Genomic DNA, 19,006 nt, shown 5'->3' on the forward strand with positions numbered 1-19,006 from the left:
TTGCGTCGGCGCACGAAGCGCCCGTAAACAAGGGGTTCAGGCAGATTGCACGTCGCGATCCATCGCAGCAATGCACTCATCCATCTGCGCCTGACAGGTCTGCATCAACTGCGGGATGTCATCCGAAGTCAGGCCCACAGTGGGAATCGGCGGCAACGAACGTATGAGCACATCACCGCTGTTCCAGCGATTGAGCTTCATATGGGTGACGTAATTGCTGACACACACCGGCACGATGGGCACGCCAGCGGCGATGGCCATATGAAACGCGCCTTTCTTGAACGGCAACAGGCCTTTGCCCAGGTTGCGCGTGCCTTCCGGAAACACCCAGATCGACGTGTCCTGATGCTGCAACGTATGAGTGGTGGTGAGCATCGCGCGACGTGCCTTGTGCGCATTGCCGCGGTCGATCAGCACATTGCCCGCCAGCCAGAACAACTGGCCGAACAGCGGTACCCATTTCAGGCTCTTTTTGGCGATACACACAGTGCGATGGGGCACCACGGTGCCCAGCACAAACAGGTCATAGTTGGACTGGTGGTTGGCGATGATCACACACGTACCAGGCTTGTTGCGCAGGGAGTCGACATCGGTCTTCACCTTCAGCCGCAGGATCCACATGGCCGGCAGCGCATAAAGGCGCGCACACAAGCGGCTGTTGTCCGGGTTGAACGGCCGGCAGGCCCCGAGCAGCACGCCCAGTACACCGGCCACCATAAAGTGCAGGCCCATCAATAACATGCGTAACAGAAAAAGCATCGACACGGCCCATCGGGATAAAAGGTGGCGCAGTGTACGGATGTGCACTGAGTTCGGCAATTACCCGTAAAGAGGTAGGAGATAGGCGATGTTTAAGCACATGTTTCAACATGTGCCGATATAGGCAGGCTAGAGCGGCTAAAGATGTTTCGGATTCATTTGTACGAAAAAGCCCGACGCAAGGTCGGGCTTCGATGTTTCGGCTGTAGGGCTTAACTCAGGATATGCCCCTGATCCTGGATGATTGCCTCATCCAACGCCTCCAGCAGCGCCTTACGCACCTTCAGCTTGGTGTGCTTATGGGCGTTCATATTCAGCTTCTTCAACTGACGTGCCGCTTCCAGCGCCGCCGCCTGCAGCTCTTCAGGTGCCACCACCTTGTCGAGGAAACCGGCCTGCAACGCGCCTTGCGGGTCAAACATCTCGGCATTGATCACCGACCGATGAAACGCCGACTTACGCAGACGGTCCCGCGCCAGCTCGATACCGGCGTGGTGCATGGTCATGCCGATCGCCACCTCATTCAGGCCAACGCTGAACGGGCCTTCCACCCCAATCCGATAATCCGCCGACAACAACAGGAACGCACCCTTGGCCACCGCATGCCCAGGGCACGCCACAATCACCGGGAACGGGTGGGACAACAGGCGACGCGCCAACGTCGAGCCCGACGTCACCAGGCCGATGGCTTCTTTAGGGCCGGCTGTCATTACCTTCAAGTCATAACCACCCGACAGGATCCCCGGCGTGCCGGTGATGATCACCACCGCCCGATCTTTCTCGGCCTGGTCCAGCGCTGTATTAAACGCACTGACCACATCCGGAGAAATGGCATTCACCTTGCCGTTGCTCAGGGTCAGGGTCGCGATACCGTCTTCGAGGTGGTAAGCAATCAACTCACTCATGACGCGGTTCCTTGTAGGATTTGTTATAGAGAGGCTGTTTATAAAGGCGCATGCGCAGACGTTACCCACCACGCCCGCCCCGGTAAAGCGCCGTGACTGACTGCCCAGTCAGACTTTCCCCGCAAGGAGAGCACTGGAAGGCCTGGGGCAGGGCGCAACACCGACCCCAGACACAGGCCGCCCATGCCCAAGAATGGCAGAATCACCACCCCTTGCCGGGCGACTACCGGCATAGCCGTCTAACCGCATGAAAATTCTGAAAAAAACCTTTGCCATCAGAAAGGCTTTCGACTACATTAGCGCGCCTCGACAGACTGAACTGGTTTGACGAGATACGGTGAAGTGTCCGAGTGGCTTAAGGAGCACGCCTGGAAAGTGTGTATACAAGAAATTGTATCGAGAGTTCGAATCTCTCCTTCACCGCCAAATTTGATGTAAACAAAACCCCTGGTTTCGAAAGAACCCAGGGGTTTTGTGATTTCAGGGGTTTGAAAAACTAACCTCCACAGATCTTCGCGGTCTGGAGGTATGGCTAAAAATTTCAGTTTTGATGTTCTAATAGGCCGGTTATGCTAGGGAGAAAATTTCTCTAGCATCTGATTACGTGGCTACCTTACACGCTGAACGAAACTGGAAAATAAAAATCTATCCTGACGATCACGCGCCGCCGCACTTTCACGTGCAGACGCCGGATGGTGAGTCGCTGGTTCAGATAGAAGGGCTTGTCGTGCTCGGTATAGGTGCCGAAACGAAAGCTTTGAAAGCCGCCCTGCTTTGGGCAAAAGCCCATATCGCTGATCTCAAGCGCGTATGGGATGAACAAAACCGGAGGAACTGACTTATGGCCAGCAAGCTTCGCATCTCTGCTGTGCAACCAGTTGCCGGCAAGCATGCCTTAGAGATCGAGTGGCACAACGGTAAGCGGCACACCGTTGATCTCACTGATCATATAAATAATTTCTCGGTCCTCGAGCCTCTCTTGGATTTGGCGTTATTCGGCCAGGCCCAAGTAGGTGAGTGGGGGTTTGATGTGGCATGGGGCAGTGACCTCGAAGTGTCGGCCGTTACGTTGCATCGTCTGGCATTGGAGCAGTCTGGTGAGGTCATGCTGACGCAGGATTTCAGAAAGTGGATGCTCACCAACAATTTGTCTCTTTCTGCGGCGGCGGTAGAACTCGGCTTCTCGCGCAGGACTATCACGGCGTATAGCAGCGGTGCTGCCTTGATTCCCAAGCACGTAGGGTTGGCGTGTAAGGGATGGGAATATGAGCATAAAGGTCACGCAGGTCATCACGCTTGAATGGCCTGTATGTCAAAAGAAGGGCGGCCTATAGCGCCGCCCTAATACATTCAATGCCGATGCCGATGATGCACATCCGGAAAATGCGCATGGCTGTGCCTCAGCGGACTGTGCACATGCCCATGGCTATGGGGTTCCGCCGAATCCCACTCAAACCCGTGCTCATGCTGATGGTGTTCATCATGTACATGCCGATGCCCGTGTTCCGTCGCGTCATGCTGATGTTCATGGGCATGCCGTTCCGTCAGGTGCAGCCAAACCCCCACGGCCATCAGCGCTGAGGCAATCCAGAACGCCAGCGTCACTGACTCACCCAACAACAGCACCGCAATCGCAGCACCCAGGAACGGCGCGGTGGAAAAATAGGCTCCCGTGCGTGCGCTGCCCAGTCCGCGCAACGCCAGCACGAACATCACCAGGCTGATGCCATAGCCCAGAAAACCCACCAGCAAGATAGGTGCAAGCCGCGCCATGCCCGGGATCTGCGCCCCGAGATAAAGCGCCAACCCGCCATTCACCAGCCCCGCAATCAACCCCTTGGCCCCGGCGATAAACAGCGCGTCCGATGCAGACACCTTGCGCGTCAGGTTGTTATCGATCCCCCAGCACAGGCACGCCACGGCAACCGCCAGCGGCCCCGTCCAGTCATGGCTGGTGCCACCGCCGTCGGCCCCCGACAGCACCACGCCGCCCAGCACGATGGCGATCATCCCCAGGACGATGCGACGGTCGGCGTTTTCCCTGAACACGACCCAGGCGATAACGGCGGTCAGCACCGATTCCAGGTTGAGCATCAGGGAGGCGGTGGCGCCAGCGGTGCGGGTCAGGCCGAACATCAACGCGACGGGCCCGAGGATGCCGCCGAATGCGATGGCGCCGAGTAGCCAGGGCCATTCCGAAGGGGTTAGCCCGGAGGGTTTCCAGCCGCGATCACGAATAACGCGCACACCAGCGAGGCCGACGCCACTGCCAAGATAGAGCAGACCGGCGAGCAGCACGGGCGAGAGGCCCAGGCCGAGGTGTTTGGCGAGCGGGGTGCTGGCGCCGAACAGGGCGGCGGCGGCGAGTGCATAGAGGATACTGAGGTTCATGGGCCATCCTCGAAAGGTTGGCCCATGATACGTCGCGGGCTCAGTTGAAAGCCCGAGCGATTTTACTGCGCGGTTTTCAGCTTGATCACATCACCGGAAATCTTGGTGGTGTAACCGCTGAGCACCCAGGCCCAGAACCAGTTTTCCTGCACTTGGGTGTTGATCAGCGCATCGCCGCCTTTTGCCTTGATGGCGGCGTCCTGGGCGCGCACGAAACGGCTGTTCTGGCCGATCGGGATCACGCCGAACAGCATGATGCCGGTGGCGCTGGCTTCGCTGTGACCCAGCACGGTGTATTGGCTGCTGTCGTATTGCGGGGATTTGATGGCGGTGCCGGTGCAACCTGCGAGGGTGAAACCGAGAACGGCTGCTGCAACCACTTTACTGATGTACTTCACTGGGAAACTCCATGGACTAAAGCCCGAGATTCAATTCTCGGGGGCTGCACTTTAATCGCCCCGGCAAGGGATTGAAATCAATCTTCCCCTGTCAGATATGCAACCACGCCAGGCTACCTAACACCACCGCCACACCTGCCGCCGCATAGGACATGCGCTTCAACCATTCCCTTCTCGTCAACAACGTAATCGCCGCCAGCGAAATCGCGATCTGAATCGCGGTCATCGCCTGGGCCCAACGATGGTGCTGGTGCAGGGCCTGCTCGGATTTTTCATCCCATTCCTTTGAGGTCGCCTCTAGTTTCTCCGCTTGCTTGCGTACCTCTTCCTTCTGGCTTTTGTAGCGCTCGATCTCATTCTTGTAATGGGCGGCATCCACACCGGGAATATGGGTCGCGAGTTCCGCCAGGTTCTGCCGGCTGGACTTGGCCTGGTAGTAGTTCCACTGGTTGGCGGCTTCGGTCTTGATGATGGCCGCGTTGTTCTTGTCCATCGCCGCTTCGCTCTCGGTGGAGCCGGCCTGGTAGCTGAGCATGGCGCCAAGCGTGGCCATCAGTGCGGTCATGACGGCGATGCGACTGGCGAAACTGTCGCCGTGGGCGTGGGCGTGTTCGGTGGTGTGTTCGAGGTGTTTTTCGTGGGGGCTGGGGACTTCGAAGGCTTCGGACATGGTGGCGCCGGTGAAGGGACTGAGGGAGTCTGATTCTTCACCAGTGAAGCTGTCTCAAGCCTGTACGTAACGCCGGATCAAGCGCACATACACCGCAATATTGATCGCCAGCACCAATGCGCCCAGGCCCAGCTGGATCTGTGGCGTCAGCCCGGCCGGGTAGATCAACGTGAGGATGTAATGCTCGATAAACCCACCGCCATAACCGTCCTGCCCGGCGAGGTGGCGGAACAGGTTTTCCCAGCGGGTCAGCGGGCAGGGCAGGTGGAACACTTCGACCGCCACGCCCCACGCAGCGGCGGGCAAGTGCAGCCAGATAACCGGGCGCCATTTCAGCGCCAGCAGCCCACCAAACAGTACGAACAGGATGAAGCACAGGTGGAACAGCACGAGGCTGTCTGCGGCTAGACGATAGAGCATGTTTGGTTTCGCTTTTAGGTGACTGAAGGCGCGGACTGTCCCGTTTGAGGCTATAGCTCCAGTTGAACGGCGTTGATGCCAAATGCCTTGGCAATCTTTTCCCGCGTCGTCCGGCGAGGTTTGTTCACCGCCTCTTGCTGGGCAAATGCGGATTGGGAAATGCCCAGGCGTTGGGCGACTTCTTCCTGGGTCAGGTTCAGGTGTTCGCGCCAGGCTCGGATCGGAGTGGCTCCATCTACCAGGCGGCTGACCACCGCGTGGGGAATGAGGTTTGGATCGTTCTGCCGGGCCAGATAGTGTTCATAAGGGATCACCACGAAGGCTGGCTTGCCCTCCGTATTGTGGATGATCTGTATGGCAGTAGGTTCGCTCGTCACGTTTCTTGACCTCTTGAATGCTGACTACCTGGATATTGCCGTCCCAGTCGAAAAGGACTCGGTAATGACCCACCCTTAATCGGTAACCGTGGGGGTGGTTGACCAACGCCTTGACGTTGACTGCCTCGGGCATGCGTTCAAGCGAGAAGACGGCATCGCGTACTTGTTGCTGATGCTACGAATGCAATCGAAGCAATTGCTTGACGGCTTTTCGGGTCCAGTGGATTGAGTTCATCAGAGGTTAATAAGTCTTTTATAAGGTTTGCAAGGGGTATTTTTCAAAGGAGAGCTATCGGTCGAACGCTCTGTTCCTACAAACCCTAGACGGCCGCATCGCAGGCGGGCGGGTAAAACTGTTGCCCGGTATGAATCACTGATCGCACACAGACTGCAGTCCTGTGCCGACTCAATACCTGGCCGCGAAGGTTGCTTGCAGGTAACCCAGGCCGTTATTGTGCTGAATCCATTTAGTCCTTCTTCCAGGGTTTGTAGTGATGAATGCACCGCGTACCGCAGTCGGTCCGATCAAGGCCGTGATTTTCGATATGGACGGGTTATTGCTGGATACGGAAGGCATCTACACCGAAGTCACGCAGATCATCGCTGAACGCTACGGCCGAACCTACGACTGGGGCATCAAGCAGCACATCATCGGGCGCGGCGCCCAGGATTTGGCCGACTATGTGGTCAAGGCGCTGGACCTGCCGATTACCCCGGCTGAATTCCTCGAAATTCGCGAACCGCTGATGAGCGAGCGCTTTCCCAAGGCCTTGGGCATGCCTGGCGCGGAGGCGCTGGTGCGGCACTTGAAGGCGCACAACATACCGATTGCCGTGGGCACCAGTTCGTCGCGCAATTCGTTTGGCCACAAAACCACCTTGCACCGCGAGTGGTTTGGTTTGTTCGACACCATCGTCACCGCTGACGACCCGGAAGTCGGTGCCGCCAAGCCGGCGCCGGACATCTTCCTCACCGCTGCACGCCGCTTGGGCGTTGCCCCGGAGGATTGCCTGGTGTTCGAGGATTCGCCGTTTGGTGTAACGGCTGCGAAGGCCGCCCATATGACCGCGATCGCCGTCCCTGATGAAGCCATGGCCGACAGCAAGTACCAGCATGCCGACCAGATCATCCGCAAGCTTGCGGACTTCGACCTGGCGGCCTATGGCCTGCCCCCCATCTCCTGAATCAACAAGGTCAACAGGTGGGAGGGGGCAAGCCGCTCCCACATTGGGTTATGCGCTGAAGCCACCATCGATAGTCAGGCTGGCACCGGTGATATACCCCGCTTCCGGCCCGGCCAGATATGCCACGAAACTGGCAATCTCTTCCACGTGCCCGTAACGGCCCACCGCCATCAACCCGATCAGGCTCTCGGCAAAATCACTGTTTGCCGGGTTCATATCGGTGTCCACCGGCCCAGGTTGCACGTTGTTGATGGTGATGCCGCGCGGCCCCAGGTCCCGCGCCAAACCCTTGGTCAAACCGACCAGCGCCGCCTTGCTCATTGCGTACGGGCCACCACCGCCAAACGGCATGCGCTCGGCATTGGTGCTGCCGATGTTGATCACCCGGCCACCTTCACCCATATGCCTGGCGGCTTCCTGGGTGGCGATAAACACGCTGCGCACGTTGATCGCCAGGGTCTGGTCGAAGTCTTCCAGCTTGAAGTCTTCCAGCGGTGCAATGGCCAGCACGCCGGCGTTATTCACCAGGATGTCCAGGCGGCCGAAGGTTTCCACGGTGGCGTTGACCGCGTTGCGGATCGCAGTGGCATCGGCGCTGTCGGCGTGGATCGCCAGGGCTTTGCCGCCTTCGCTGATCACGCTGTGCTGCAGGGCTTCAGCCTTGGCGGCCGAGCTGACGTAGGTAAAGGCAACGGCTGCACCCTGTGCTGCCAGGCGCTTGACGATGGCGGCGCCGATGCCGCGGGAACCGCCTTGGATCAAGGCGACTTTGCCGCTGAGGTTGTGTGTGGTCATGTCGATCTCCTGGTCATTCAAGGCGCAATGCCCTGTTGTTGGAGCCGAGTATCGACCTCGCTCGCCGCTGCCGGTAGACCGTGATTGCTATAGTCTGTGTAAACCAAAAGTTTAGAGTGTGGCGTTATGGAAAGCTTTGGCAGTATCGAATGCTTTGTGCGCAGCGCCGAAGGCGGCAGCTTTGCCGAGGCGGCCCGGCACCTGAGCCTGACCCCGGCGGCGGTCGGCAAAAGCGTCGCCAAGCTGGAGGTGCGCCTCGGCGTGCGGCTGTTCCAGCGCAGCACCCGGCGTCTGGCCCTGACCGAAGCCGGCAAGTTGTTCCTGGCCGAAGTCAGCGGCAGCCTCACCACCATCCAGAATGCCGTGGCTAACCTGGCCAGCGCCGAAGGCCGGCCGGTGGGCACGCTCAAGGTCAGCATGGGCACCGTGTTTGGCAATCGCTACGTGGTGCCGTTGCTGGGGGCGTTCATGGCGCGCTTTCCGGATATCAGCCCGGACTGGCATTTCGACAACCGCCAGGTGGACCTGATCGGCCAGGGCTTCGATGCCGCCATCGGCGGCGGTTTTGAGCTGCCCCAAGGCGTGGTGGCGCGCAAGTTGACGCCGGCGCATCGGGTGCTGGTGGCTTCACCGGCTTACCTGGCGCAACGCCCACCGGTGCGCGAGCCCGAAGACTTGTCGCGCTGCAAGGGCATTCTGATCCGCTCGCCGCAAACCGGGCGTATCCGGTCCTGGCAATTGACCAGTGTCGCGCGCGAACACCGCCCGCTGGTGCTCAAGCCCGGCATGACCATGAGCGACTCCGAAGCCGCCTGCTGTGCCAGCGCCCAGGGCCTGGGGATTGCGCTGGTGAGCATGCCCATGGCCGTGCCGTTCCTTGACAGTGGCGCGGTGGTGCGCGTGTTGCCCGGCTGGTGTGTCGACGACGGCAATATTTCCATCTACTACGCGGAGCACAAACTGCTGCCCGGCAAGACCCGGGCGTTTGTGGATTTCATCATCGAGCAGTTTGCCGAGAAGAAGCTGGGCCAGAGGTTCAGCGCAATCTGAAACCAGGTGCCGGTCAGCGGCCGAACCGAGTCGGCCAGCCAATCACCTGCTTCGGCCGTGGCGTCGCGTAAGTGCGGATCTTCGACGTCGACAACCCTAGTCGCACCAGGGATTCGGCAATGGTCACCGCCGCCGTCACCCCATCCACCACCGGCACGCCGGTGCGCTGGCGAATCTGCTCATCCAGCCCGGCCATGCCGCCGCAACCCAGGCAGATCACTTCGGCCTTGTCCTCGCGGATGGCCAGTTCCGCCTGGCGCACGATGGCTTCCATGGCGGCCAGCGGGTCTTCCTCCAGTTCCAGCACCGCCATGCCGCTGGCGCGCACCGAGGCGCAGCGCTGGTACAGGCCGGCGAGTTTCAGGCGGTCTTCGATCAGCGGCACGGTGCGGTCCAGGGTGGTGACCACGGAGTAGGCGTGGCCCAGGAACATTGCGGTGCTGGCCGCCGCTTCGGTGATGTCCACCACCGGCACATTCAGCAACTCCTGCAAGCCTTCCCGGCCGTGCTCGCCGTAGCCGGCCTGGATCACCGCATCGAACGGTTGGTCGTAGGCCATCACCCGGTCCATCACGGCGATGGCGGCCAGGTAGCTTTCAAAGTTGCCCTCCACCGATTCCGCGCCGAAGTAGGGCGTGAGCCCGACAATCTCGGTGCCCGGCGAGGCCACGGACCGCGCCTGTTGAGCGATGGTTTCAGTGATGGATTCGGTGGTGTTGACGTTGACCACGAGGATACGCATGGAAGGTCCTTACTCAGTGACTGACGTTATCGACGGCAATGCTTTCGCCGCTGACATCGGCGTAGAACGGCTGGCGCTTGGCGATCAGCAGGTACAGCAACCCTGCAATACCGGCGCCAAACAACCAGGAAAACGGCGAGACGCTGGCAAATCCCGGCAACAGCGCCAGCAGGATGGCGATCACGGCTGCAGGAATAAACGCCGCCACTGCACGCATATTCACCCCACGGCTGTAGTAATAAACGCCATTCGGGTTTTCGCTATACAGCTGCGGTACGTCCACCTGGCTTTTACGAATCAGCCAGTAATCGACCATGATCACCCCGTACAGCGGCCCCAGCAGCGCGCCCAGGCCGGAGAGGAAATACACGATCACCAGTGGGCTGTTGTAGAGGTTCCACGGCAGGATCAGCACGGCCACGGTGGCGCTGATCAAGCCGGCACGGCGGAAGTTCAGGTATTTGGGTGCCAGGTTGCTCAGCACAAAGGCCGGCGCGACGAAGTTGGCCATGATGTTCACCGCCACGGTCACGATCAGGAACGCCAGGCAGCCCAGCACGAGAAAGAAGGTATTGGGGATGGCTGCAATGATTTCAGTCGGGCTTTCGATCACTCGGCCATTGAGTTGGAATTGCCCGCCGCACAGCAGCACGGTGATGGCGGCAAACACCAGGATATTCACCGGCAGGCCCCAGAAGTTGCCGACGAGGATGGTCTTGCGGCACGGCGAAGAGCGCGCGAAGTCGCAGAAGTTGAGGATCAGCGTGCCATAGATCGCCAGCCACAACGCGCCACCGGCAAAGATATTGCGCCACATCTCGCCGCCGCTCAGCGGTTCGCGGATCGACCAGGCAATGTGGCCGCCGGCCTGGAAGTACATCCAACCGGCCAGCGCCGCCACCGTCAGCAAAATCACCGGCCCGGCGAAGCCTTCATAACGGCGCACCATCTCCATGCCATAGGCCAGGATCACCAGTTGCACGAACCAGATCGCCACAAAACACGCCCAACCCAGGGTGGATAACCCCAGGATCGAGTTGTGGTCATAGTCGGCAAAGCCCGGATGAATCGCCGTCAGCAGTACGCGGAAAACCACCGACGCCAGGTACGTCTGGATACCAAACCAGGCAATCGCTATCACGGCGCGGATCAACGCCGGGATCTGCGCGCCGTGAATGCCGAAACTGATGCGGCTGATCACCGGAAACGGCACGCCGGTCTTCTGGCCCATATACCCCGACAAGTTCATGAAGAAGTACACCAGCGCCGCGCCGATGCCCAGGGACAACAGGATCTGCCAGCCGCCCAGGCCCAGCGCGTAGAGGCCGATGGCGAACGAATAGTTGGCGATGTTGTGCACGTCATTGGTCCAGAGCGCGAAGATGCTGTAGCGCCCCCAGCGTCGGCCTTCGACCTTGGTGGGCGCCAGGTCCTTGTTGTGCAGGCGCGGGCTGAGCACCAGGGGGCCGGGGCTTGCGGCGTCCGGGTTCAGGGCGGAGGAGGGCAGATCCAGTGCGATGTTATTCGAAAGGCTTGTACGCATTCCGGCAGGCTCCAGCACATCTGCTGAGGCGCTGCAGATGGCAAAGTGTATGTAGGTTTTGTATTTATTGTATACAAAGCGTATTTCACCTTAAGCCACATGTGTGCCAGCTTTGGATCTATGAAAGTCCTGGGTAATTTCGTTTTTATAGGTGAGTTAAATAACTGGCTGAATTTGAAGAAATATAAATTGACCGATTGAACAGCTATTTATTTTTGCGTTGTCAGCTTGTGATTCGCCAGGCCAACCGAGGGGAGGGGAGAGGTGTTACGTTATGGTGCGGTTGAAGAGAAATTGCACACATAAATGACACCGATGGTTACATCTATGTGTACATCTCTAACACTCAACCCAAAACAAAATGGGGGAGGGGGCTTGCCCTAATACCAGTCAGTTAAGCGTACATCGCCTCCTGTAGGAGCGAGCTTGCTCGCGAAAAACGTCAACGATAACGCGTGCTTCCTGAATGAACGCGGCGCCTGTGAGTTTTTCGCGAGCAAGCTCGCTCCTACAAAAAGCCTCAACTGACTAGCATCAGGGCAAGCTCCCTCCCACATTTTTTACAGCATCAACTTCAAGCCTTGCTGATGATATTCCCGGCATGCAGCCCGCATTCCTTCTGCGTGGCTTCTTCCCACCACCAGCGTCCTTCGCGCTCGTGCTGGTTCGGCAGCACAGGACGGGTGCACGGCTCACAGCCGATGCTGATAAAGCCGCGCTCATGCAGGCTGTTGTACGGCAGCTCCAGCATGCGGATGTAACCCCAGATCTCCTCGCTGGTCATCTGCGCCAGCGGGTTGAACTTGTACAGGGTACGTTCCGGGGTGGAGAAGGCGGTGTCGATTTCCAGCGCCGCCACCTGGCTGCGGGTGCCGGGGCTCTGGTCGCGGCGTTGGCCGGTGGCCCAGGCGCTGACGCCGGAAAGCTTGCGGCGCAGTGGCTCGATCTTGCGCACGCCGCAGCATTCGCCATGGCCGTCCTTGTAGAAGCTGAACAGGCCTTTCTCCTTGACGAAGGGTTCCAGCTTGCTCTGGTCCGGAGAGATCAGTTCGATGTCGATCTTGTAGAAGTCGCGCACCTGCTCGATAAACCGGTAGGTCTCCGGGTGCAGGCGACCGGTGTCGAGGCTGAACACCTTGACGTTCTTGTTCAGCTTCCAGGCCATGTCCACCAGCACCACATCCTCGGCGCCGCTGAAGGAAATCCACAGGTCATCACCGAACTGGCTGAACGCCAGCTTGAGAATGTCCTGGGCAGACTTGTTGGCATAAGTCGTGGCGAGTTCAACGACGTCGAAGGCTTGGTTCATCAGGACGGTTCCTACAGGTCAATGGCGCTGAGCGCTCTATAGGGGAGCGATGGTATCAAAATCCGCCCTGCGTTGCGGCGGCGGGCTTGAATCGCTAGAGTTCGGCAGTCCTTTTGCTCGCTCAACTAACAACATCTAATGGGAGTGTCTTGTGGAAATTGCCTGTCTCGACCTGGAAGGGGTGCTGGTGCCGGAAATCTGGATCGCCTTCGCCGAAAAAACCGGTATTGAATCCCTGCGGGCCACCACCCGTGACATTCCCGACTACGACGTGCTGATGAAGCAGCGCCTGCGCATCCTCGACGAACACGGGCTCAAGCTCGCCGACATCCAGGAAGTGATCGCCACCCTCAAGCCGCTGGACGGTGCCATCGAGTTCGTCAACTGGCTGCGCGAGCGCTTCCAGGTGGTGATCCTGTCCGACACCTTCTACGAATTCTCCCAGCCGCTGATGCGCCAGCTGGGTTTCCCGACCTTGTTGTGCCACCGTCTCATCACCGACGAAAACGACCGCGTGGTCAGCTACCAACTGCGCCAGAAAGACCCCAAGCGCCAGTCGGTATTGGCGTTCAAGACCCTCTACTACCGCGTGATCGCTGCGGGCGACTCCTACAACGACACCACCATGTTGGGCGAGGCCGACCGCGGGATTCTGTTCCATGCGCCGGACAATGTGATCCGCGAATTCCCGCAATTCCCGGCGGTGCATACGTTTGAAGATTTGAAGAAAGAGTTCATCAGGGCGTCGAATCGGCCGTTGAGCCTGTAATTTCTTTCGGTTCGGCTGATGGCCCTATCGGGGGCTTGCTCCCGATGGGGAAAGTAGCGCCACTACCCATGTTTCTGTCAGCTCCCTGCAAGCAACCGCTCATAAGGAATACTCAAGCCTTCATGCAGCCGCTTGATCATCGACAGGCTCAGCTTGCGCTTGTGGTTCAGCACTTCGGATACACGTCCGCTGGTGCCGATAAATGGCTCCAGGTCGCGGGCAGTCATGCCCAGTTGCTCCATGCGAAATTTAATGGCTTCCACCGGATCAGAAGGTGGTATTGGGTAATGTTCGGCTTCGTACTTCTCAATGAGTACTGCAAGAATTTCCAGCTCATCGCCTTCAGTCGAGCCGATGTCCGCTCCCCAGAGCTGCTGTACCCGCGCGAGTGCAGCAGTGAGGTCTTCCTGGGAGTGTATGGGTTTGATGTTCATTACACGGTCTCCGCGTTGATCTGGTCGTACTGCGCATGAGTCCCTACGAACCGTATGAACCCAAGCTGTCGCTGGTAATCGATCGCCATGATCACTCGATATTTGTTGCCGCCCACGTTGAATACAACCCTGCCACCTTTGAGAATGCTCGCGGTCCTGAGCGCTGCCTTGAGTGCTTGTGGCGTCGGGTAAATGGCCTTTTCCATATGCCGATACAGTTCAATAAGCGGTGCCTTTGCATCGATATAGGCGGGTTGGTTTTCCCAGAATATTCGTAAGGTCGATAGAGCGATTATCCGCATCGCTGCAACCTCCCAATTTGGGAGATGATAGGCGCGGTTGAGAGGGGGCGCAATCTCGGAAATATTTCCTGACGGGTAGGCAGTCGCTTCATGTGATCCTTCACAGACGGCGGGCGGACGGTTGAAGCCGGACGCTATCTTCCGACGTTCAACTACGTCTACTGTGGGTCTGATTCAGGTTTTTTCTACTGCTCGGCGCTACGTCTGAGAGCCAGGAAGGCACTGCGCGCTACAGGTTTTCCAGCGTTTGTAACAACACCCGTACCTTCGTCAGCGACTCCTGGTACTCCGCCTCCCACTGCGAATCCGCGACAATCCCGCCGCCGCCCCAGCAGCACACCTGGCCATCCTTGACCAGCAAACTGCGAATGGCGATGGAGCTGTCCATCTCGCCGCGCACATCCAGGTACACCAACGAACCGCAGTACAGCCCGCGTCGGGTCGGCTCGAGTTCGTCGATGATCTGCATCGCGCGGATTTTCGGGGCACCGGTGATCGAACCGCCGGGGAAGCTGCCGGCGATCAGGTCGAGGGCGTCTTTGTCGTCGGCCAATGTGCCGGTCACGCTACTGACCAGGTGATGCACGTTGGGGTAGCTTTCCAGGCTGAACAGTTCCGGCACGTTTACCGAGCCAGTGCGGCAGGTGCGGCCGAGGTCGTTGCGCAGCAGGTCGACGATCATCAGGTTCTCGGCGCGGTCCTTGGGGCTGGCCAGCAGTTCGGCGGCATTCGCCGCGTCTTCTTCCGGCGTAAGGCCGCGGGGGCGGGTGCCTTTGATCGGGCGGGTCTCGACGTGGCGCTCGCTGATGCGCACGAAACGCTCCGGCGACAGGCTCAGCACCGCGCCGTCGTCCGGCAGGCTCTGGAACCCGGAAAATGGCGTCGGGCAGGCTTCGCGCAACGCGCAGTAGGCGGCCCAGGGATCGCCCAGGCACGGCGCGCGGAAACGCTGGGCGAAGTTGACCTGGTAGCAGTCGCCCGCCTGGATGTAATCCTGGATCCGCACGATGGCTTGGCGGTAGGCCTCGGCGCTGAGGTCGGGGGCCATCGGGCCCTGGAGTTTGAACGTCGCAGAGGTGTCGACAGCCCCCTGGCTGAACAACGCGATCAGCCGTTGCCGTTCGCTGTCTGCCAGCGAGGGATGAAACACCAGCTGGCTGGCCTGCGCCTGGTGGTCACTGATCAGCGCCCAGGCGTACAGCCCGAAGCGCGCGTCCGGCAGGTGCAGGTCATCCACTGCCAGGTGCGGCATGAGCTCCAGGTGCCGACCGAAGTCGTAGCTCAGGTAGCCGATCAAGCCACCGGCGAACGGCAACTGCAAACCGGCAGGAATTGCGGCTTCACCCAATCGCGTCAGGTTTTCCCGTAAGCGATGCAGGAAAGCAGCGCCGCTTTCGTCAGGCGCTACCGTCAAGGTTGCTTCGGGCCAGGCGCTGAGCAAATCGTAACGCCCACGCTCGGCCGCCGGGCGGCCGCTGTCGAGCAGGACCGCGCCGGGAGCGTGGCGAATCGCCGCAAAATACTCGGCGGGGTTGGCCCGGTAGGGCAATGGGTGTACGGAGCAGGTCGACATGCGGGGTTGGATCAGCCAATGGCGCGGGGGGAGAGGGATTGTAGTCCCCCGTAGGATTTGCTCCTAGGGGGGATGTCGGGGATAGGCAGTTCGAAGACCGGATCAGCCTTCCACGGGCGGAATATGCCCGAACATCTCCTGCACGAACTTCACCCGCTCTTCCGGGGTTTCCGTCACGCCGGCGGCTTTCAGTTCTTCCAGTCGAGCCTCCACCGCATGGGTGCGCAAGGTCAGGCCGCAGTCGTTGGCGATCTGGATATTGAGCCCCGGCCGCGCATTCAGCTCCAGGATCAGCGGGCCCTTTTCCTGGTCGAGCACCATGTCCACGCCGATATACCCCAGCCCGCAGAGCTCGTAGCAGCCGGCCGCGAGCTTCATGAACCCGTCCCAGTTGGGCAGTTGCACGCCATCCACCGCGTTGGTGGTGTCGGGGTGTTTGGTGATGATGTTGTTCAGCCAGGTGCCGCGCAGGGTCAGGCCGGTGGCGAGGTCGACGCCCACGCCAATCGCGCCCTGGTGCAGGTTGGCCTTGCCGCCCGACTGGCGGGTGGGCAAGCGCAGCATCGCCATCACCGGGTAGCCCATCAGCACGATGATGCGAATATCCGGCACGCCTTCGTAGCTGATGCTCTTGAAGATCTGATCGGGCACCACGCGGTATTCGATCAGCGCACGGTCGCGGTGGCCACCCAGGGAGTACAGGCCGGTGAGGATGCTGGAAATCTGGTGCTCGATCTCTTCATGGCTGATGATCTTGCCGGACACCGTGCGATAGCGCCCCTCAAAACGGTCCGCCACCACCAGGATGCCGTCGCCGCCGGCGCCCTGGGCCGGTTTGATCACGAAATCGCTGCGCCCGCCAATGATCTCGTCGAGCTTGTCGATTTCCTTCTCGGTGGAGATCACCCCGTACATTTCCGGCACATGGATGCCGGCGGCGATGGCCCGTTCCTTGGTGATGATCTTGTCATCCACGATCGGATACAGGCTGCGCTTGTTGTACTTGAGCACGTAGTCGGCATTGCGCCGGTTGATGCCCATGATCCCCCGCGCTTCCAGGGCTTTCCAGGTCTTCCAGAAGCCGAACATTACGAATCAGCCTTGAGGAAAGCCTTGAACCGTACCAGCTCGGTCAGGCGGTAGCCGCGATAGCGACCCATCGCCAGCATGAAACCCACCAGGATCAGCAGGATCGCCGGGAAGGTGAATACGAAGTAGATCAGCTCCGGCACGCTCATGATGATGTGCGCCAGGGACGCGGCGAACAGCGTACCAATCGCGACTTTCATGGCATGGCTGGCGCCGCGCTCTTCCCAGGTGATCGACAAGCGTTCGATGGTCATGGTCAGGATCACCATCGGGAACAGCGCCACGGACAGCCCGCGCTCCAGCCCCAGCTTGTGGCTGAACAGGCTGATGGCGGCGATCAGCACCACCACGAAGGTCAGCACCACCGACAACCTCGGCAGCATCTGCAGCTTCAGGTGTTCCAGGTACGACCTGAGGGACAGGCCGAGTGCCGTGATAATCGTGAACAGCACAATCCCGAAGCCCAGCTGCGTCTCTCGGAACGCCAGGGCAATCAGCACCGGGGTAAAGGTGCCCAGGGTCTGCAGGCCGATCAGGTTGCGCAGGATCAGGATCACCAGCACCCCAATCGGGATCATCACCATGATCATGAAGGTCTGCTGGGTTTGCAGCGGCAGGCCGTACAGCGAGTATTCGAGGAAGTTGGCGTCGGTGTTCTCGTCGGTCAGCTTGGCCAGGCGAATCGCGTTCATTTCGCTGTTATTGAGGCTGAAGGTGACCATGGCTTTCTTGCCGCCATCGACGGTGATCAGGTTTTCATCGCCGGTCCACCACAGCAGGCGGTCGGCGGGCAGGCCCTGTTCGCCGGTTTCCGGGTTGAAGTACAGCCAGTCGTTGCCATTGAAGCTGCGCAGCCACAGTTCCGGGGTTTGCGGCTGGTCGGCCACCAGGCGGATGGTGTGGACCTTTTCCACCGGCACGTGGGCGATGGACAGCAGCAGCTCGACGATCTTGGCCTTGTGCGGCGTCGACGGGTCGCCGGCCAGCAACAGCTTCACGTTGTCGTCGTTGAGGTTGTTGGTGCGCTTGATGGCTTCGGTGATGAAGGTCTCGACGTCGGCCGAATGCTGGCGGATCGGCGCCAGCAGGGCTTCGGCGGCGATTTTTTCCGGGCCTTCCACGGCAATGCTGTCGCGGAAGGTCGGGCCCTTGATCTTGGTTTTTTCGCCGCTGTAGCGCTTGGTCAGCACCAGGCGGTAATACAGGGTCTGGTTGCCCTTGGCGCGGCGTGCCGACCAGGTGACCTTACGGTTGCCGTCGATGCGGTTGACGCTCACCCCGTAGTTATTCGAGATAAAGCTCTCATTAAGGCTGACGAAGTCGCGGCTCAAGGGCGGCACGAACATCTGGATCTTCACCGGGTCCTTGGGGTTGGCGACGAACTCGACCTTGGCGTCGATGTTCCACAGGTCGTCGGTGGCGTCCTCGGTGACGGGAATGCCCAGCACGAAGATCTGGTAGGCGGTGACCGAAATACCCAACACCACCAGGATGGCGATCAGGATTCTCAGGTGCAGGGTTAGAGCGCGCATTCGGTTTACTCGGCGGTATGAGCGTCGGCGGCGCAGGCGGGTTTGCCTGCTGCGTATTTAAGACTGGGGTCGACCAGCGCATCAAAGCGTTTGAGCGCTTCGGAGCCGATCAGCAGCGGGTATTGGAAAGCGCTGCGGTCAGTCAAGTTCACTTCGATGCTGCGTAAAGCGGTGCCCATGCAGATATCCAGGGCAATCACAGGACGGGCGGTGTAGTTCTTGTCCTCATCGGGGTCGTAGTCGCCGGCGCGCCGCTTGATCTTGCTGACGCGGGCCAGGGGGCGTTCGATGGGATGGGAATGGGCGGTGTCGATGGCCAGGTAGAAGCGCACCCAGGATTCGCCGTTGCGCTTGAAACGCTTGATGTCACGGGCGCTGAGGGAGGCGGTCTTGGCGCCGGTGTCGAGCTTGGCGGCTACTTCCAGGTCGATGCCGGCCAATTGCGCGTATTCATTGAGGCCATACACGGTCTTCTCGGCGGCAGCGCCAAGGCTCGGCATGGACAATAGGCAAAACAACAGGGGGAAGGGCTTGAGTCTCATAGATCCTGAGGCGGTGCAGTGCGATGTTCAATTCAAGGCGACTGGCATTGCTGCGCAAGCTCCCTTCGTGCGCCGTTTCATCAAGTGATGTCAGGCAAATGCGGCGGGCATTCTAACATGATGCTTTTCTGGCGCCAGCGCTGGCAGCCGGCCATGCCCTGAGCGAGTGCAGCCCGGATTATTAGACGATTGTCGACAATATCGATTTATTCTTTGACTGGT

The 19,006-nt window shown here is 59.7% G+C and carries 22 protein-coding genes, 1 tRNA gene and 1 pseudogene; 6 read left to right on the forward strand and 18 right to left on the reverse strand.

From position 1 onward, the window contains the following. Positions 1-36: 36 nt before the first annotated feature. Both Q8X51_RS00115 and Q8X51_RS00120 read right to left on the reverse strand, forming a co-directional pair. Positions 37-759: a lysophospholipid acyltransferase family protein gene (locus Q8X51_RS00115; protein ID WP_323146255.1), complete on the reverse strand. Its 723-nt coding sequence runs from the start codon at positions 757-759 to the stop codon at positions 37-39. Positions 760-971: 212 nt separating this feature from the next. Continuing rightward, the gene (locus Q8X51_RS00120) at positions 972-1,664 is read right to left on the reverse strand and encodes a crotonase/enoyl-CoA hydratase family protein (protein ID WP_407693381.1); all 693 of its coding nucleotides are present in this window, start codon (positions 1,662-1,664) and stop codon (positions 972-974) included. Between the two features lie 336 nt (positions 1,665-2,000). Here Q8X51_RS00120 and Q8X51_RS00125 point away from each other — a divergent pair. The 3 genes from Q8X51_RS00125 to Q8X51_RS00135 all read left to right on the forward strand — a co-directional run bounded on the left by Q8X51_RS00125 (position 2,001) and on the right by Q8X51_RS00135 (position 2,964). Continuing rightward, a tRNA-Ser gene (locus Q8X51_RS00125) sits at positions 2,001-2,090 on the forward strand. A 178-nt stretch (positions 2,091-2,268) separates the two neighbouring features. Continuing rightward, the gene (locus Q8X51_RS00130; RefSeq protein WP_074847473.1) at positions 2,269-2,502 is read left to right on the forward strand and encodes a DUF4160 domain-containing protein; all 234 of its coding nucleotides are present in this window, start codon (positions 2,269-2,271) and stop codon (positions 2,500-2,502) included. Between the two features lie 3 nt (positions 2,503-2,505). Next, entirely contained in the window at positions 2,506-2,964 is a 459-nt protein-coding gene (locus tag Q8X51_RS00135; protein ID WP_074847472.1) for a DUF2442 domain-containing protein, read from the forward strand. Between the two features lie 50 nt (positions 2,965-3,014). On the opposite strand, the gene Q8X51_RS00140 is transcribed toward Q8X51_RS00135, so the two are convergent. From Q8X51_RS00140 to Q8X51_RS00165, 6 genes and pseudogenes are all read right to left on the reverse strand, one after another. Further along, the gene (locus tag Q8X51_RS00140; RefSeq protein ID WP_407693382.1) at positions 3,015-4,055 is read right to left on the reverse strand and encodes a DMT family transporter; all 1,041 of its coding nucleotides are present in this window, start codon (positions 4,053-4,055) and stop codon (positions 3,015-3,017) included. A gap of 62 nt (positions 4,056-4,117) precedes the next feature. Next, positions 4,118-4,453, reverse strand: a complete 336-nt coding sequence (locus Q8X51_RS00145) for a hypothetical protein (protein WP_032887540.1) — start codon at positions 4,451-4,453, stop codon at positions 4,118-4,120. Between the two features lie 91 nt (positions 4,454-4,544). Continuing rightward, positions 4,545-5,123 (reverse strand): DUF4337 domain-containing protein, encoded by a 579-nt coding sequence (locus tag Q8X51_RS00150; protein WP_407693383.1) that lies wholly within the window; start codon positions 5,121-5,123, stop codon positions 4,545-4,547. Positions 5,124-5,177: 54 nt separating this feature from the next. Further along, positions 5,178-5,543, reverse strand: a complete 366-nt coding sequence (locus Q8X51_RS00155) for a DUF2784 domain-containing protein (RefSeq protein WP_065924798.1) — start codon at positions 5,541-5,543, stop codon at positions 5,178-5,180. A 50-nt stretch (positions 5,544-5,593) separates the two neighbouring features. After that, positions 5,594-5,920: a helix-turn-helix domain-containing protein gene (locus tag Q8X51_RS00160; protein WP_065946900.1), complete on the reverse strand. Its 327-nt coding sequence runs from the start codon at positions 5,918-5,920 to the stop codon at positions 5,594-5,596. Continuing rightward, positions 5,904-6,155: pseudogene (locus Q8X51_RS00165) on the reverse strand (type II toxin-antitoxin system RelE family toxin); the annotation flags it as partial. The gene Q8X51_RS00160 and the pseudogene Q8X51_RS00165, both read right to left, overlap by 17 nt. A gap of 259 nt (positions 6,156-6,414) precedes the next feature. Here Q8X51_RS00165 and Q8X51_RS00170 point away from each other — a divergent pair. Further along, positions 6,415-7,104 carry an HAD-IA family hydrolase gene (locus Q8X51_RS00170; RefSeq protein WP_053132697.1) on the forward strand — a complete coding sequence of 230 codons (690 nt, stop codon included), beginning with the start codon at positions 6,415-6,417 and terminating at the stop codon, positions 7,102-7,104. 48 nt (positions 7,105-7,152) lie between these two features. Here Q8X51_RS00170 and Q8X51_RS00175 read toward each other — a convergent pair whose 3' ends face one another. After that, entirely contained in the window at positions 7,153-7,899 is a 747-nt protein-coding gene (locus Q8X51_RS00175) for a 3-oxoacyl-ACP reductase family protein (RefSeq protein ID WP_407693384.1), read from the reverse strand. Between the two features lie 126 nt (positions 7,900-8,025). Between Q8X51_RS00175 and Q8X51_RS00180 the strand changes: the two genes are divergently transcribed. Continuing rightward, on the forward strand, positions 8,026-8,949 hold the full coding sequence (locus Q8X51_RS00180) for a LysR family transcriptional regulator (RefSeq protein ID WP_407693385.1): 924 nt from the start codon (positions 8,026-8,028) through the stop codon (positions 8,947-8,949). 13 nt (positions 8,950-8,962) lie between these two features. Here the strand turns inward: Q8X51_RS00180 and Q8X51_RS00185 are convergent, their stop codons facing one another. The 3 genes from Q8X51_RS00185 to Q8X51_RS00195 form a co-directional block, all read right to left on the reverse strand. Then, entirely contained in the window at positions 8,963-9,691 is a 729-nt protein-coding gene (locus tag Q8X51_RS00185; RefSeq protein ID WP_027603659.1) for an aspartate/glutamate racemase family protein, read from the reverse strand. A 13-nt stretch (positions 9,692-9,704) separates the two neighbouring features. Next, entirely contained in the window at positions 9,705-11,234 is a 1,530-nt protein-coding gene (locus Q8X51_RS00190; RefSeq protein ID WP_323146261.1) for an NCS1 family nucleobase:cation symporter-1, read from the reverse strand. A 574-nt stretch (positions 11,235-11,808) separates the two neighbouring features. Then, positions 11,809-12,543: a phosphoadenylyl-sulfate reductase gene (locus Q8X51_RS00195; RefSeq protein WP_027603661.1), complete on the reverse strand. Its 735-nt coding sequence runs from the start codon at positions 12,541-12,543 to the stop codon at positions 11,809-11,811. 151 nt (positions 12,544-12,694) lie between these two features. Between Q8X51_RS00195 and thrH the strand changes: the two genes are divergently transcribed. Continuing rightward, entirely contained in the window at positions 12,695-13,312 is a 618-nt protein-coding gene (gene thrH / locus Q8X51_RS00200; RefSeq protein WP_065924794.1) for a bifunctional phosphoserine phosphatase/homoserine phosphotransferase ThrH, read from the forward strand. A gap of 77 nt (positions 13,313-13,389) precedes the next feature. Here thrH and Q8X51_RS00205 read toward each other — a convergent pair whose 3' ends face one another. The 6 genes from Q8X51_RS00205 to rloA all read right to left on the reverse strand — a co-directional run bounded on the left by Q8X51_RS00205 (position 13,390) and on the right by rloA (position 18,784). Beyond that, positions 13,390-13,746, reverse strand: a complete 357-nt coding sequence (locus Q8X51_RS00205) for a helix-turn-helix domain-containing protein (protein WP_065946898.1) — start codon at positions 13,744-13,746, stop codon at positions 13,390-13,392. Beyond that, positions 13,746-14,048: a type II toxin-antitoxin system HigB family toxin gene (locus tag Q8X51_RS00210; RefSeq protein ID WP_065924792.1), complete on the reverse strand. Its 303-nt coding sequence runs from the start codon at positions 14,046-14,048 to the stop codon at positions 13,746-13,748. Before Q8X51_RS00210 ends, Q8X51_RS00205 begins: the two co-directional genes overlap by 1 nt. A 229-nt stretch (positions 14,049-14,277) precedes the next feature. Continuing rightward, positions 14,278-15,621, reverse strand: coding sequence for an aminodeoxychorismate synthase component I (gene pabB / locus Q8X51_RS00215; RefSeq protein ID WP_407693386.1), 1,344 nt, complete (start codon positions 15,619-15,621; stop codon positions 14,278-14,280). Between the two features lie 102 nt (positions 15,622-15,723). Then, the gene (locus tag Q8X51_RS00220; protein ID WP_027603666.1) at positions 15,724-16,710 is read right to left on the reverse strand and encodes an alpha-L-glutamate ligase-like protein; all 987 of its coding nucleotides are present in this window, start codon (positions 16,708-16,710) and stop codon (positions 15,724-15,726) included. After that, positions 16,710-18,242: an osmotic stress tolerance membrane protein RloB gene (gene rloB / locus Q8X51_RS00225; protein WP_027603667.1), complete on the reverse strand. Its 1,533-nt coding sequence runs from the start codon at positions 18,240-18,242 to the stop codon at positions 16,710-16,712. The genes Q8X51_RS00220 and rloB overlap by 1 nt, the downstream gene beginning before the upstream one ends. Before the next feature lie 5 nt (positions 18,243-18,247). Further along, positions 18,248-18,784, reverse strand: coding sequence for a retropepsin-like aspartic peptidase RloA (gene rloA / locus Q8X51_RS00230; protein WP_065924789.1), 537 nt, complete (start codon positions 18,782-18,784; stop codon positions 18,248-18,250). Positions 18,785-19,006 lie beyond the last annotated feature (222 nt).

The sequence above is a fragment of the Pseudomonas sp. Yb2C2 genome (assembly GCF_052112325.1).
In the GTDB taxonomy this organism is placed as follows: domain Bacteria; phylum Pseudomonadota; class Gammaproteobacteria; order Pseudomonadales; family Pseudomonadaceae; genus Aquipseudomonas; species Aquipseudomonas marginalis.